General features: G+C 56.9%; 13 protein-coding genes. 5 read left to right on the top strand and 8 right to left on the bottom strand.

The window, feature by feature from the left end; all coding sequences use genetic code 11:
- Nucleotides 1-37: 37 nt before the first annotated feature.
- The 3 genes from AC2FNN_RS10020 to AC2FNN_RS10010 are packed head-to-tail and all read left to right on the top strand — an operon-like array spanning nucleotide 38 to nucleotide 2,652.
- Nucleotides 38-1,267, top strand: a complete 1,230-nt coding sequence (locus AC2FNN_RS10020) for a class I SAM-dependent RNA methyltransferase (protein ID WP_496758288.1) — start codon at nucleotides 38-40, stop codon at nucleotides 1,265-1,267.
- Nucleotides 1,268-1,288: 21 nt separating this feature from the next.
- On the top strand, nucleotides 1,289-2,074 hold the full coding sequence (locus AC2FNN_RS10015; RefSeq protein ID WP_224858546.1) for an ion transporter: 786 nt from the start codon (nucleotides 1,289-1,291) through the stop codon (nucleotides 2,072-2,074).
- A 59-nt stretch (nucleotides 2,075-2,133) separates the two neighbouring features.
- On the top strand, nucleotides 2,134-2,652 hold the full coding sequence (locus AC2FNN_RS10010) for a L,D-transpeptidase family protein (protein ID WP_496758287.1): 519 nt from the start codon (nucleotides 2,134-2,136) through the stop codon (nucleotides 2,650-2,652).
- Here AC2FNN_RS10010 and AC2FNN_RS10005 read toward each other — a convergent pair.
- The 7 genes from AC2FNN_RS10005 to cysQ all read right to left on the bottom strand — a co-directional run bounded on the left by AC2FNN_RS10005 (nucleotide 2,649) and on the right by cysQ (nucleotide 10,665).
- Nucleotides 2,649-4,088, bottom strand: coding sequence for a nodulation protein NodH (locus AC2FNN_RS10005; protein WP_496758286.1), 1,440 nt, complete (start codon nucleotides 4,086-4,088; stop codon nucleotides 2,649-2,651). The two genes, AC2FNN_RS10010 and AC2FNN_RS10005, sit on opposite strands and share 4 nt — an antisense overlap.
- A gap of 6 nt (nucleotides 4,089-4,094) precedes the next feature.
- Complete coding sequence (locus AC2FNN_RS10000) at nucleotides 4,095-5,795, bottom strand: DUF5927 domain-containing protein (RefSeq protein ID WP_496758285.1); 1,701 nt, start codon at nucleotides 5,793-5,795, stop codon at nucleotides 4,095-4,097.
- A complete protein-coding gene (locus AC2FNN_RS09995; RefSeq protein ID WP_496758348.1) occupies nucleotides 5,792-6,778 on the bottom strand; it encodes a glycosyltransferase family 2 protein in 987 nt (328 codons plus the stop codon). The genes AC2FNN_RS10000 and AC2FNN_RS09995 overlap by 4 nt, the downstream gene beginning before the upstream one ends.
- 184 nt (nucleotides 6,779-6,962) lie before the next feature.
- Complete coding sequence (locus AC2FNN_RS09990) at nucleotides 6,963-7,949, bottom strand: glycosyltransferase family 2 protein (protein ID WP_496758284.1); 987 nt, start codon at nucleotides 7,947-7,949, stop codon at nucleotides 6,963-6,965.
- Between the two features lie 64 nt (nucleotides 7,950-8,013).
- Nucleotides 8,014-8,997 (bottom strand): UDP-glucose 4-epimerase GalE, encoded by a 984-nt coding sequence (gene galE / locus AC2FNN_RS09985; RefSeq protein ID WP_496758283.1) that lies wholly within the window; start codon nucleotides 8,995-8,997, stop codon nucleotides 8,014-8,016.
- A gap of 70 nt (nucleotides 8,998-9,067) precedes the next feature.
- A complete protein-coding gene (locus AC2FNN_RS09980; protein WP_496758282.1) occupies nucleotides 9,068-9,868 on the bottom strand; it encodes a 3-deoxy-manno-octulosonate cytidylyltransferase family protein in 801 nt (266 codons plus the stop codon).
- Nucleotides 9,868-10,665 (bottom strand): 3'(2'),5'-bisphosphate nucleotidase CysQ, encoded by a 798-nt coding sequence (cysQ, locus tag AC2FNN_RS09975; RefSeq protein ID WP_496758281.1) that lies wholly within the window; start codon nucleotides 10,663-10,665, stop codon nucleotides 9,868-9,870. Before cysQ ends, AC2FNN_RS09980 begins: the two co-directional genes overlap by 1 nt.
- A gap of 122 nt (nucleotides 10,666-10,787) precedes the next feature.
- Between cysQ and AC2FNN_RS09970 the strand changes: the two genes are divergently transcribed.
- On the top strand, nucleotides 10,788-11,612 hold the full coding sequence (locus AC2FNN_RS09970; protein ID WP_224858561.1) for an ABC transporter permease: 825 nt from the start codon (nucleotides 10,788-10,790) through the stop codon (nucleotides 11,610-11,612).
- On the opposite strand, the gene AC2FNN_RS09965 is transcribed toward AC2FNN_RS09970, so the two are convergent.
- Complete coding sequence (locus AC2FNN_RS09965) at nucleotides 11,609-12,211, bottom strand: alpha-ketoglutarate-dependent dioxygenase AlkB family protein (RefSeq protein ID WP_496758280.1); 603 nt, start codon at nucleotides 12,209-12,211, stop codon at nucleotides 11,609-11,611. The two genes, AC2FNN_RS09970 and AC2FNN_RS09965, sit on opposite strands and share 4 nt — an antisense overlap.
- A gap of 212 nt (nucleotides 12,212-12,423) precedes the next feature.
- On the opposite strand from AC2FNN_RS09965, the gene dnaK reads away from it, so the two are divergent.
- Nucleotides 12,424-14,081: molecular chaperone DnaK (gene dnaK, locus AC2FNN_RS09960; protein WP_496758279.1), on the top strand; the 1,658-nt coding region annotated here is incomplete at its 3' end.

The raw sequence follows: 14,081 nt of genomic DNA, 5'->3' as shown, positions 1-14,081 counted from the left end.
GTTTTTTTGCTGCGAAAGCCCGGCTATCAGGCCTCTCATGACGCAGCAATTCACAATCACACGGCTTGGACATCAGGGCGACGGCATTGCCGATGGCCCTGTTTACGCCCCTCGTACCCTTCCCGGCGAAATCGTCAGCGGCACCCTTGTTGGCCAGCAATTGACCGATATCCGGGTCGAGACACCTTCCGAACACCGTGTCAAAGCGCCTTGCCGCCACTACAAAGCGTGCGGTGGCTGCCAGTTGCAGCACGCATCCGATGCATTTGTGGCCGACTGGAAACTGCAAATCGTCCGCAAGGCGCTGATGGCGCAGGATCTCGAAGCACCAGTACGCCCGATACATACATCGCCCGAACGGTCACGTCGGCGGGCTACGATTGCTGTAAGGCGCACAAAAAAGGGCACGTTGGCGGGGTTTCACGGTCGTGCATCCGGCACGATCACCGAGATACCCGATTGCCGGTTGCTTGACCCGGCCTTGATCGCGGCCATTCCCGTGGCCGAGGCCCTGGCCACCTTGGGCGCAAGCCGCAAGGGCGTTCTGGCTGTCACACTCACGCTGTCCGAAGGGGGTCTGGATGTGGCCGTAACAGGTGGCAAACCGCTGGACGGCTCCTTGGAACTGGCGTTGGCGCAGGCGACCGAGAAACATGGACTGGCCCGGCTCAGCTGGGATAAGGAGGTTATTGCCATGCGGCATGCGCCGGTTCAGCGCTTTGGAGCAGCCGGAGTCACGCCACCTCCCGGAGCCTTCTTGCAGGCAACAAAGGACGGAGAAAAGGCTCTGTTAAAGGCAGTTTCCGCGGCTACACGGGGGGCGAAACGTATCATTGACCTGTTTGCAGGCAGCGGAACGTTCTCTTTGCCGTTGGCGGAAATTGCCGAAGTTCACGCGGTTGAAGGCGAGGCCGCCATGGTCGAGGCGCTGGATCAGGGCTGGCGCAAGGCACAGGGGTTGAAACGCGTCACGACCGAGGCCCGTGATCTGTTCCGCCGCCCGCTGATGCCGGACGAGCTGAAATCTTTCGACGCCATTGTCCTGGACCCGCCTCGCGCCGGTGCCGAAGCGCAGGTAGACGAGATAGCACAGGCGCAACGCCCGGTGATCGCCTATGTCTCGTGCAATCCCGTCACCTTTGCGCGCGATGCAAAAACACTGGTTAACGCGGGTTACACCCTTGAATGGGTACAGGTCGTTGACCAATTTCGATGGTCGTCACATACGGAACTCGCTGCGCGGTTTGTTCTGAACGCCGCATCTTGATCTTACTGGGGAAGCTGACACATGGGGTCCAAACAGCGTTTGCTGAATATTATCGAAGCGCCCGTTTTCGGTCGGTTCATTACGGCCGTGATCATTTTCAATGCCATTCTTTTGGGGATGGAGACATCGCCGACCCTGATGGAACTGGCAGGCCCTTTGATCGTGGCGCTGGACAGGCTTTGCCTGGCGATCTTTGTAGCTGAAATTTCCATGAAGCTGATTGCCACCGGGCGCAGGTTCTTCACAAATGGTTGGAACATATTCGATTTCCTGATCGTTGGAATTGCCCTGGTTCCCAGCGCCGGAGGTCTGTCGGTGCTGCGCGCCCTGCGAATTCTGCGGGTATTGCGCGTGATTTCCGTGGCGCCTCGTCTGCGTCGCGTGGTCGAAGGGTTCATCTCGGCCCTTCCCGGAATGGCCAGCGTGTTTCTGCTGATGGCAATTCTGTTCTATATCGGGGCGGTTATCTCGACCAAGCTGTTCTCGACATCGTTCCCGGATTGGTTCGGCGATCTGGGCCTGTCTGCTTATACGCTGTTCCAGATCATGACATTGGAAAGCTGGTCGATGGGCATCGTGCGCCCGGTGATGGAGGTCTATCCCTATGCCTGGGTCTTCTTTGTTCCCTTCATCATGGTCACCACTTTTGCCGTGGTGAACCTGTTGGTGGGTCTGATCGTAAATTCGATGCAGGATGCCCACCACGCCGAGGATGAGGTTAAAACCGATGCCTATCGTGATGAGGTTCTTGTGCGGCTGGAAAGCATTGAACGTCGACTGGCGGAGCAGTCGAACATCAAAAAGTGATTTCAGTTTTTTCCATTTTTGGCATAATGATCGAAAAAAAGCAGAGCAGGCAGTGAAACATGGATCGTCGAGTATTCGGTTTGGGGGCGTTGGCAACGCTTAGCCTTTCGGCTTGTGCCTCTGGCAGCCCAAGATTTCTGACTTATAACGGACCCGAGGTGACCTCTTTGGTGGTCAACAAGGGCACGCGCAAACTTTACTTGTTACACAACGAAAAGATCCTACGGGAATATGACGTCGATTTGGGGTTTGCGCCGAATGGAACAAAGAACCAGCGCGGTGACGGCCGAACGCCCGAGGGCACCTATCTGATCGACCGTCGCAACCCCAGAAGCCGGTATCATCTGTCCTTGGGCATTTCTTATCCCAACTCGCAGGATGTCGCCAAAGCCAAGGCTGCGGGCGTTGATCCGGGTGGAGATATCTTCATCCACGGTGAACCCAATCTGCGCTCCGAGCGGAGACGCGCGAAAAAGAAGCGGGATTGGACAGCAGGATGCATCGCGGTCAAGAATGACGAAATCGAAGAGATCTATGCGATGGTCAACAAAGGTACGCTAATTACCCTGCGCCCTTAGGCCGATCTTGGCACCCAGTCACTGAACCCGAATGCTTCATAGTCGCGCTGATAGGCTTCAACCGTCAGCGCTTCGAGGTTTTCGTCGTAGATCTGGTGCAAAGCGTAGGGTTCATCCGGTGCGCAGCAGCCAGGTTGAGGCGGGTTTGAATGCCCCATGCTGCGCGCCAGATCCGGCAGGGCCGTCATCAGATCCTCCTCTCTCAGAATCAGATCCGGCAGGGTGAAGGATGCGATTCCCTCCAACGTCCTGGACTGGCTGCACCACGTGCCGTCCACACGGACCGGTGTCTGCCCGTTGAGGTTGAGGCGCAGAAAGTCCAGAAAGCCCGAAAACGCTTCGCGGTGTTGTTCGACAGAATAATTGTTGTCCCGTACTTGCCCCGGGATCGGCAGCTTGAGCCGGTTGCGAAGATAATTCCGCACCATCTTGTAGCTGCCCGGCCCCGTATTCAGAATATGACTGCAAAACGCCGTATGTGCCCGGGCCAGAGGGTGACGCAGGACGGTGAATTGCCGATGACCGGGATGGCCCTGCTTCCATGACCGGACCTGTTTGCGATTTCGATCCGTGATCAGCTTGTCAGTCTGACATCCGTCCAGATCAGCCAACCACTGCACGATAACAGGCTCTATTCCGCCCCGAATGGGCAAATACATCAAAGGAGACCTTGCAGCGGCAACATAAAGCGGTACAGCCGCGCCGCGCTGTGGCTCAAAGCTTGTTGACCGATGCAATCCGAACCGATCCTGATCGCACAGGGCCTGCTTCATTTCTTCAGGATTGGTGACCTTCGACAAAGCCGGCGCCGGGTTTTGCGGTTTCAGGGTATCATCCAGTCGGGTCAGCCGCCCCTCAACCCCCAGCCATGCAGCCAGCCCGTTGATGACCTCCAGCTCGGTAAGGTCGTCATAGTGAATGAAGAACCCGGTTTGGCCTGTCTTTTGCAGGTGCCGTTGCACCATAAGCTGATGGTCTTGCAACTGGTTCAGGTAATCCGAAAACTCGTTTGCGTCGAAGTCAACCTGCGCGTCGACACGGCGTTTCACGTTCTTCAGCAGCCATTGCTGCGTTTTCCGCGCTATTTTCAGCGACAGGTAGCTGTCCAATGGGTTGCGGGTCAGAATGATCTTGGCACAGCGCGGGTCGTTCAACATGGGTTTCAGGACACGTGGGTCATGGTCTTCGAAATATCGAAACCCATTGATGTCACCCGGTGCTGATTTGATCGCCTTGAGCATTCGCGTGGGGTCCGCATCCCGGTCTTCCAGCCCCAGGCCAAGCAAACGATCGGATTTCAGGCTGCCCGCAAAATGCGGATTGAACGCCTCTCCGTGACAGGTGACCCCGTCCAGCGCGTTCAGGTTGGCTTCTAGCAGGTTAGAACCTGTGCGCATGGCGGCCAGAATCACGAAGTAATCAAAATGGGCTGACATGGGCAATCACTGCACCAGATACGGTTTTTGGTATGGCTTTTGCTGGCGACCGAACACATCGTCCGCCGGGAAATCACCCATCAGATATGGGTGCATTCCCTGGTTCTTGAGGTTTTGCAGGAACTTCCCGAATCCGGACAGATCGACCATGGTCGGGACTTCGGTCAGATGGCTGGTCTGCTGCAAGCCGGTTTCTTCTAGGATGCCCTGCAAGGCATCCATCGGAGATTCAATGAAGTCGGCCAGCGTCCAACTGCGCATCCGCGCCTTGGTCCAGACCGAAGTCAGCACCTCCAGCTGCTTGGTTTCAATTTGTTGCAGGCGCGCCGCCTCACTCCGGATTTCCGAGAAATTCATATTGGACCGGAACAATGGGATCGCCCAAGCGCCAGTGATGACCGAAATCTGAGCGTTCTTGTCCCGCGCCAGAAACCAGTTGATTTCCTGAGTGTCCCGCGGACTGAACTGGAAACACTGTCGCTCGCCCCGCGTATTCCAGATCAGGTTCGACAGAAAGGCGGTCGGGTTATAATCCCGCAGCGCTGCACTGTCGCTGAGGGCACCATTTGTTATGGCTTCTCCTTGCGAAAATTCGGCGCGTTCCGGCCCGAATAGATGCCCGTGGACTCTGGCTCCCGTAGTTGCGGCCAACCAAGGTTCGAAATCCTCGAAAAGTTCCGAAAAGCCTTGGAACACGGAATATTGTGACGATGTCAGACCGTTTTCACTGCCATGACGGGGAAACCGGCTTTGCATATACAGCCCGTCGCGCCCACGGGTTCGCCGTTCCACCGCTTTGGAAAATACGCGATCGATCTTGCCCGGATTGGGTTCCGCCGGTTTCATCGCCCCGGCCTGATCTGTCAGGAATGCCTGGTACAATCGCTCTGCGCGGGGCCAGATTTTTCGGGCGACAAAACAATCCGATCGGCGCAGCAATTGCAGATGATCGTCATAGAAGATGTGCGGGCGGCCCTGGTAATCGAATTTGGACAGGGTCAGGGACCTGCTTTCAATATGTGTGGAATACAAGCGCGCCAGCGTCTGGAAATAGCTTTCATCCGGAATCCAGACATGACGGAAATACTTGTCATACAGCTTGCGCCTGGGGTCTTGAAGGATCGCCGACAGCGTTTGGCGGGTCAGACACCACCACTGGCTTCCCATATGCGGAACCAGGCCGTCGGGGATTTTCCTGCGAAACCCCATCAGACGCTGAAGTTTTACATATGCGTCGAATAGTTTGCGATGCTTGCGCCACGAAAACGGAAACCGCAGGGTGAACCGTTCATGATCCAGCCCGCCAATGGTCCAGCTGACATCGGATGTCGTCGCGCTTTCGATGAAATCGACACGCGGCCGGTCTGACAGGTAATCGATCAGTTCCTGAACCGGTCGCAAGGGCAGGCAGGCCCCCGAGGCAAGAAACACATGCCGAACCTCGGGGAAACGCTCCAGCATCAACTCGGATGCGCTTTGCGAGGCGGCAACGATACCCCAGCCACCCCAATCGCAGCGATGTCGGTCAGAAAACACGATCGATGGATTGTTCGAACAGGACGCGACAAACCGGGAATAAACAGGGTCTGGCACCTTGCGATCCACATGGATGACCACCGGGCACCCCGCTGCTGTCCAGTGGCGCGCGACCTGCTCGGCACGGTCCAGCGAGGTATGAACCAACATGACAATACCCAGACCGCTCATGCCCAGTTTCCTTTCGACATGAGGCCCAGGATCTCAAGCTGTCGCCAGTTGATATAGGTCTCGGACCATTCGCACCCGAAAACAGGCTTGTCCTCAAGCCGGGTTGCATATGCCTTGTATTCGCCCGAGCCCCGGTAATGCTGGCCGCGCTGCAATTCTTCGCGGGCTTTTTCACCAAGTGTGTTGATCAACTTGGCATGAAGCAGTGACCCGCTGGCCTTTTCGCCGCCCCATTCGTCGTAAACCTGATTGAGCCCGCGCGGCAAAAGCGAATGGGTCGAGCTGACATAGACATAGCGCCGGTTCCATTTTACCAGCGGAATCTTGTTCAGCGCCGGTGCCTTGGAGGGGTTGTCCTGAAAGAACACGCGCGCCCGTGGACCCCCTTGAATCCAAAGGTTCTTGTACTCGGGGTTCTTGGTGATCATGTAATTCCCGGGGTCGAACCAGCGCGCGATTTCGAACGGGTTCTGACCTTCGGCATAGGGTTCGGCGTCCACCGGACCTTCGGGGTACATGTCGATCAGCATCGTGCCAAAACTGCGCACGGCACTGCCATCCAGCCAGTCCGTCAAGGCACGGATTGGGCGGGTGTCGCAGAACGGATAGATGAAGAATTCGTCGGGATCGACGCTCAGCACCCAGTGATCGTGCGCGTATTTGCGCAGCAGATAGTTCGACCAGTCCAGACCATAGCCTGCTCGTTTGTAGCTGGTCGTCGTCCGCCAGACCGAAACGTCAGCCTGTTCTTTCAAAAACTCAAAACTGCCATCATCGCTGTTGTTGTCGACAAACAGAAAATGGTTGATGCCCAGTTTGCGATAATATTCAAGAAAGAAGGGCAGGCGAATTTTCTCGTTCCGCACAACGCTCATCAGCAGGATATCATCACGCCGTATGGCCTGTGTGTTGTTGCTGACCGGCTTGAGCTCGCGGCGTCGTCTGAGGCAGCGCAGAATACGGCGCTTGCGCCGCAATCTCATTTTGTAGGACTCAAACAGGCTCACGTGACTGCCCAACCTTTTTATAACGCGAGCTTTCCCCGAACCAGTCGTGACCGATGGCACGACATGGCATTACCGGTTTATGCCATCTTTGCATCTTCTGACGCAACGTCTTTAAAACCCGCAAACTGTAAACGTGCGGTTGATGCCCTTGATTTCGTTTTCAATCCCAGCCTCCGCCGTTCATCAGACCCAACTGTTCCAGCTGGCTCCACCCGGTGTAGCGCACCGACTGTGAGGTCCACATGTCCGGCTGGTTGATTATTCCATCGTAGTATGGCCCGAATTGGTCCGGATCATGAAAATGTTGGCGTCGCTGCTTTTCGGTATTGGATTTCTCGATAACGTCCGGCAGGAACTTCGTGTGCAGCAACACGCCCGACGGGGTATCGCCGCCCGGTCCATCATAGGTTTCGTTCAGGCGGCGCGGCAGGGCGGAATGGCATGAGTTCACATAGGCATAGCGCCGCGACCAGCGCATCAGCGGGATCTTGTTCAGCGTGGGTGATCTTTGCCGGGTTTGCGCAAAGAACATCCGTTCCCGCGCGCCGCCCTGCACCCACAGATTGCCCATCGGGCTTTGCCGCTGCGCGCGATACGGTCCTGCATCGAACCAGCACAGCAGATTTGTGGGGTCGGTGTCCGGGTCATAAGCCGCATCCCCCAAAGGGCCCTTGGGATAGAGGTCCAGCATCAGCGCCCCGAACCCGATCTTCCCGCGCCGGTCCAGCCAGGCTGTCAGGTCATGCAGGGACCGGGTATCGCAATGGGCATAGACCAGCAGTTCATCCGCATCCACCATCAGGCACCAGTGGCGGTGGCCATAGCGCATCTGCAACCAGGTCAACCAGTCCAGGCCAAACCGCGATCCACGATAGCTGGAATGGGTTCTCCACACCGAGACATCCGGTTGATCTTGCAGATACTCGGATGATCCATCGTGGCTGCCGTTGTCGACGATCAGAAAATGATCGACGCCCAAAGCGCGATAGTGACGAAAGAACCAGGGCAGGCGGATGATTTCATTGCGCAAGGTGACAAAGGCCAACAGGTCACCTCGCTGGATTTGGGATGTCTGATCCTTCTGGCAGGTCAACTGATGTCGGCTGCGCAGCGACCTCCAGAGCAGCCGCCGGCGTTTCCAGCGCATCCTGTACTTCCGTTCCCATCCGATCCGGGGAAGTGTCAACGCAGTGCTGGATGTCACCGGGTCCTCATTTTTCGTAGTGGCCGTTCTGGTGCCAGCGCCAGGCATCTGCAATCATCGTCTCTAACGTTGATCTTTTGGGCTTCCATCCCAGTTCGTTTTCAGCCCGCACAGAGCCGGATACCAGCTTGGTGCAATCTCCGGCCCGACGAGGGCCCACAGTATACGGCACGGGACGGTTGGTGACGGACCTGGATTGCTCGATCACCTCAAGAACGGAAAACCCGGACCCGGTGCCCAGATTGAAGACACGGCTGCTTTTGCCCTGTTCCAGCCAGCCCAACCCCAGAATATGCGCGTCAACCAGATCGCAAACATGTACATAATCGCGAATACAGGTGCCATCGGGCGTGTCATAATCCGTGCCAAAGACGGTCAGGCCGTCCCGCTTGCCGTCAATCGCGTCCAACATCAGCGGGATCAGATGGGTTTCAGGGCGGTGAAACTCGCCCACCTCCCCTTCGGGGTCAGCACCTGCAACGTTGAAATACCGGAAGATGACATGGCGCAGCCCATGAGCCGCCTCGAAATCCTTGAGGATATCTTCGATCGCGCGTTTCGATGCTCCGTAGGCGTTCAGCGGATGCTGTGCCGTGGATTCATCAAGAACCACATTGTCGTGCTCGCCATATGTGGCACATGTGGACGAAAATACGAAATCCAGACAGCCGGCCGCAACGGCTGCTTCAATCAGAGTCAGTGAGCCCGTGACATTGTTCGACCAATACACGCCGGGCTGACGCATGGCATCGCCAACCTGGCTGAGCGCCGCGAAATGCATCACCGCATCTGGTTTGTGTTTCGCGAACACCTCATCCAGGCGGTCCCGATCCAAAAGGTCGCCTTGTTCAAAAGGGCCAAATTGCACCGCATCCTGCCAACCCGTGATCAGGTTGTCATAGGTCACAGGAAGATAGCCTGCCTGCGCAAGCGCCTTGCAGGCATGTGAGCCGATATACCCGGCACCACCGGTGACAAGAATTGTCTTCATGGCATATCCATCGGGGCTGGTTGAGGAACAGTTTCGCCAAGGGCGCCGTCAGAGTCATGGGGAAAAGACGTCACTCCAGCCCCATGGCTGCCATCATCTCTTCGATCTTGGGCACGTCCTGCGGGTTGTTCAGTTCCCAGAACTGACGGCCCCTTGCCTCGACCTCGACGCACAGAACCTTGCGCCCGTTTTCCATGAACCTGAGCTGTTCCAGGCCTTCCAGCTGTTCCAGAGGCCCGGCTGGCCAGCCCGGATACGCCGCAAGGGCGTCGGGCCGATAGGCGTAAACGCCGACATGGTGAAACACGGGTGTCGCTTCATCGCCGGCGTATGTCTGCGACGTGAAGGGCACGACCTCTTTCGAAAAGTACATCGCACTGTGATCGCGTCCGAACACTGCCGTCGTGCCACCGACACGGCCATGCTTGCGGTCGTTCAGCAGACTGTTCAACGCACTGCCGTCACAGCGCAGGACAGGGGTCGCAACACCGGCATCCGGGGCCTCGCGCAGGCCGGAAACCAGATCTTCGACAAACCAATGCGGGGTCAGCGGAGCGTCGCCTTGCAGGTTGACGATGATTTCGTACCCGCTACCCAGAACTTCATGTGCCTCGGCGCATCGTTCGGTGCCGTTCTGACAGTTTTCCGAGGTCATCACGACCTCGGCCCCAAAGCCCTCGGACACGTCGCGAATTCGTTCATCATCCGTCGCAACAACAACGCGATCGACACCTGAAACTGACATGGCTGCGCGCCAGGACCGTTCGATCAATGTCATGGACGCGCCTTTTGCACCGGTCAGGGGAACCAGAGGCTTGCCGGGATAGCGGGTCGAGGCATAGCGGGCGGGAATGGCAATCAGAACAGACATCAGGCTTCCTTCAATTCAACACCCGGAGCGTAAGCAATAAAGAACGGATTTGCATAGCCATCCTTGCCATAAAGCAACGGAGTATGGTCGTCAAAACGCACAACCTGGCCACCGGCCCCGGCCAGTACCGCATGGCCTGCCGCCGTATCCCATTCCATCGTGCGTCCGACGCGCGGATAGATATCCGCTTCGCCCGTGGCAACCAGACAGAACTTGAGCGACGAACCCGCGCTTTTGCTGTCCTTCACATGATATTTGTTGATGTAGTCCTCGGTGGCCTGATCCCTGTGGGATTTCGACGCCACAACCAGCAGCCCGGAATTATCCGGTTCAGAGACTGATATGGGCGTCAAAGGACCGGTCTGGTTTTTGTCGAAAGCGCCCGTTTCCTCGACCGCGCGTCCATCAGCCAGCGTGAAGAACATACGACCCCGCGCCGGGGCATAAACCACACCCCGGGTTGGCACTCGGTTCTCGACAAGTGCGATGTTGACGGTAAAGTCACCGCGGCGGTTGATGAATTCCTTGGTGCCGTCCAGCGGATCAACAATGAGGAAAGTGTCGCCTTTTTCAGAATGCGAAGCGGCCTGTTCTTCGGTGACCAGAAGAATATCCGGGAATGCCGCACGCAAGCCTGCCGAAATCAATGCATCAGCGGCTTCGTCTGCCTCGGTCACAGGGCTGGAGTCGGATTTGACTTTGACATCGAAATCATCCGCCTCGTAGATTTCCATGATCTTGTCGCCCGCCTCCAGAGCCAGTCGCCGGATGACGGGAATAAGCGCGTCGTAGGTCACAAAAAAGCTCCGTTCCTGTGGTTTGTTGATCCAAAATCGCGATCGACTTATGATGCGGCGGTTACGGAACGGCAAGATATTCATGCCAGTTTAGAGGCGACGAAGCAGAAAAGACCCTTTGAATGTTCTATTTCAAGCGCAACCAAACGCTGCTGGGCGGCGCTTTCACGACGGCTGAGCTGGTGTTCCATGCCACCGTGCGAAAGGTGCGCTCGCAACATCCGAATGCAATAGTCGCCATCCTGATCAATGTCTTGCAGCTTGTGGTGATGGGAACCACTTTCTACCTGCTCATGTCATTGATGGGCCGGGGCGGAATTCCAAAGATCAGGGGCGAATTTCTGCTGTATGTTCTGTCCGGCGTGTTCCCCTTTATGCTGCACATCCAGTCGATAGGTGCAATTTCAGGGGTTGGGTCGGCAAACAATCCGATGATGCTCCATTCGCCGATGAATGTGATGGTGACGATCCTGTCTGCGGCGCTCGGTATTCTCTACAAGCAACTGCTGGCCATGTTCGTGATCCTGTTCATCTACAGCGTCGCGGTCGCCCCGATCGAGGTGCAGGATCCCGGCGGTGCTTTCGCGATGCTGATATTGGCCTGGTTTACCGGATGCGCCGTGGGTTTGGTGTTCATGGCGATGAAACCCTGGTTTCCGACGACCGTGGGAATGCTCACCAATATCTACCGTCGCCTGAACATGGTGTTTTCGGGAAAGATGTTCGTCGCAAACACGCTGGGCGGCGGATTGCTGATGATGTTCGCCTGGAACCCGCTGTTTCATATTATCGACCAGTGCCGGGGCTTCATCTTTCGAAACTATTTTCCGCGAAACACGAGCTGGGATTACGCATTGTGGGTGGGGATCGCGCTGCTGATGATCGGCTTGATGGGTGAGTTTTTCACGCGTCAGCATGTTTCACAAAGCTGGAACGCGCGCCGCTAACGTGCGACCCGCAGCGTCAGGTTGATCCGTCCGCCTTTTGGCAACAGCCGGGATGATCCGTATCTGATCCGGTCGACCCCGTGATAGGCCAGCCGTGCCGGGCCGCCCATGATCACCACGTCGCCCGAGCCCAGCCAGATCGACTCGGTCTTGCCGCCACGGGTCGTGTTGCCAATTCGGAACAGGGCGTCATCGCCCAGGGAAACCGACAGAACGGGCCAGGAAAAATCTGCCTCGTCCCTGTCCTGATGCAGGCCCATTTTGGCGCCTTCCCCATAGTAGTTGATCAAACAGCAATCCGGCGCGCGCTCGGTGCTGACCAGATCGTCCCAGATATCAAGAATGACCGGGGGAATTTCGGGCCAGACCCCGCCTCTCGGGTGCTTGTCCTGATAGCGATAGCCTGTCTTGTCGGTCACCCATCCCAGATCCCCGGCCGAGGTCATGCGCACCGACATCTCTTTGCCCGACGGCGTGACGGGTCGAAACAAAGGTGCTGCCTTCAGAATCGGTCGAAGGGCCGCGATCAGCCGTGCCTGGGCCGCAGGATCAATATAGCCTTTCCTGATTTCGAACCCTCGCAAGATCACCCGCGTCATTCCGGAAACCCCAAACCTTTCCAATTCCTTGCCAAAAAAGACCTCAAATTCCCGAAAACCTGCACTCTACGGTGCTTGCAGGCCTCTTGCCTCGCCCTTATATACGCCGGGACGCGCGATGGTAGTGCTGTCGCGCACATCAGATCGGGGGTGGGATGCCATAAAGGGTCCGACCCTCGGGACATCGCCTTGAAGAGAAAGGGATTGCAAAAATGGGAAAAGTAATCGGGATTGACCTCGGAACCACGAACTCCTGCGTGGCCATCATGGAAGGCTCGCAGCCGAAGGTCATCGAAAACGCCGAAGGGGCGCGGACCACGCCCTCGATCGTCGCCTTCACCGAAGATGAGCGACTGGTCGGTCAGCCTGCAAAACGTCAGGCGGTCACCAACCCCGACAACACGATCTTTGGCGTCAAACGTCTGATCGGTCGTCGCGTGGATGATGCAGAAGTCGAAAAAGACAAGAAAATGGTGCCGTATTCCATCGTGAATGGCGGCAATGGTGATGCGTGGGTTGAAGCCCGCGGTGAAAAGTATTCTCCAAGCCAGATCTCGGCCTTCACTCTGGGCAAGATGAAGGAAACCGCCGAAAGCTATCTGGGCGAAGATGTCACGCAGGCGGTTATCACAGTTCCGGCATATTTCAACGACGCACAGCGTCAGGCCACCAAGGACGCTGGTAAAATCGCCGGTCTGGAAGTGCTGCGGATCATCAACGAGCCGACAGCGGCTGCGCTGGCCTATGGTCTGGACAAGCAAGAAACCCAAACCATCGCGGTTTATGACCTTGGTGGTGGTACTTTCGACGTGACCATTCTGGAAATCGACGATGGCCTGTTCGAGGTCAAATCGACCAACGGTGACACCTTCCTGGGTGGTGAAGACTTTGACATGCGCATCGTCAACTACCTGGCGGATGAGTTCAAAAAGGAACACGGCGTCGATCTGTCTGCTGACAAGATGGCCCTTCAGCGTCTGAAAGAAGCCGCTGAGAAGGCCAAGATCGAACTCAGCTCGACCTCGCAAACCGAAATCAACCAGCCGTTCATCTCGATGGGCTCGAACGGTCAGCCGCTGCACATGGTCATGAAACTGACCCGTGCCAAGCTGGAATCGCTGGTTGGCGACCTGATCAAGAAGTCGCTGAAGCCGTGCCAGGCCGCTCTGAAAGACGCGGGCCTGTCGGCTGGCGATGTGGACGAAGTTGTTCTGGTCGGTGGTATGACCCGGATGCCGAAAGTGATCGAAGAGGTCACCAAATTCTTCGGCAAAGAGCCCCACAAGGGCGTGAACCCGGACGAAGTGGTTGCCATGGGCGCCGCCATTCAGGCTGGTGTTCTGCAAGGCGACGTCAAAGACGTGGTTCTGCTGGACGTGACCCCGCTGTCTCTGGGGATCGAAACGCTGGGTGGCGTGTTCACCCGTCTGATCGACCGCAACACCACGATCCCGACGAAGAAGTCTCAGGTCTTCTCGACCGCCGAAGACAACCAGAACGCCGTGACCATCCGCGTGTTCCAGGGTGAGCGTGAAATGGCTGCGGACAACAAGATCCTCGGTCAGTTCAACCTTGAAGACATCCCACCGGCACCGCGCGGTATGCCTCAGATCGAGGTGACTTTTGACATCGACGCCAACGGCATCGTCTCGGTTTCGGCCAAGGACAAAGGCACCGGCAAGGAACAGAAGATCACCATCCAGGCATCGGGCGGTCTGTCCGACGAAGACATCGAAAAGATGGTCAAGGACGCCGAAGAGAACGCGGAAGCCGACAAGGAACGCCGCGAGCTGATCGAGGCGAAGAACCAGGCGGAAAGCCTTATCCATTCGACCGAAAAGTCGATGGAAGAGCATTCCGACAAGGTCGA

The organism is Ruegeria sp. BHSA118 (genome assembly GCF_059613405.1).
Note: the sequence above shows the minus strand (reverse complement) of the source record. Positions and strands in the feature narration are given on the sequence as shown.

Excerpts from the sequence above, each read along its gene's own strand:
- AC2FNN_RS10020 (WP_496758288.1), top strand. The coding sequence starts at position 38 with ATGACGCAGCAATTCACAATCACACGGCTTGGACATCAGGGCGACGGC.
- AC2FNN_RS10015 (WP_224858546.1), top strand. The coding sequence starts at position 1,289 with ATGGGGTCCAAACAGCGTTTGCTGAATATTATCGAAGCGCCCGTTTTC.
- AC2FNN_RS10010 (WP_496758287.1), top strand. The coding sequence starts at position 2,134 with ATGGATCGTCGAGTATTCGGTTTGGGGGCGTTGGCAACGCTTAGCCTT.
- AC2FNN_RS10005 (WP_496758286.1), bottom strand. The coding sequence starts at position 4,088 with ATGTCAGCCCATTTTGATTACTTCGTGATTCTGGCCGCCATGCGCACA.
- AC2FNN_RS10000 (WP_496758285.1), bottom strand. The coding sequence starts at position 5,795 with ATGAGCGGTCTGGGTATTGTCATGTTGGTTCATACCTCGCTGGACCGT.
- AC2FNN_RS09995 (WP_496758348.1), bottom strand. The coding sequence starts at position 6,778 with ATGAGATTGCGGCGCAAGCGCCGTATTCTGCGCTGCCTCAGACGACGC.
- AC2FNN_RS09990 (WP_496758284.1), bottom strand. The coding sequence starts at position 7,949 with ATGCGCTGGAAACGCCGGCGGCTGCTCTGGAGGTCGCTGCGCAGCCGA.
- galE (WP_496758283.1), bottom strand. The coding sequence starts at position 8,997 with ATGAAGACAATTCTTGTCACCGGTGGTGCCGGGTATATCGGCTCACAT.
- AC2FNN_RS09980 (WP_496758282.1), bottom strand. The coding sequence starts at position 9,868 with ATGTCTGTTCTGATTGCCATTCCCGCCCGCTATGCCTCGACCCGCTAT.
- AC2FNN_RS09970 (WP_224858561.1), top strand. The coding sequence starts at position 10,788 with ATGTTCTATTTCAAGCGCAACCAAACGCTGCTGGGCGGCGCTTTCACG.
- AC2FNN_RS09965 (WP_496758280.1), bottom strand. The coding sequence starts at position 12,211 with ATGACGCGGGTGATCTTGCGAGGGTTCGAAATCAGGAAAGGCTATATT.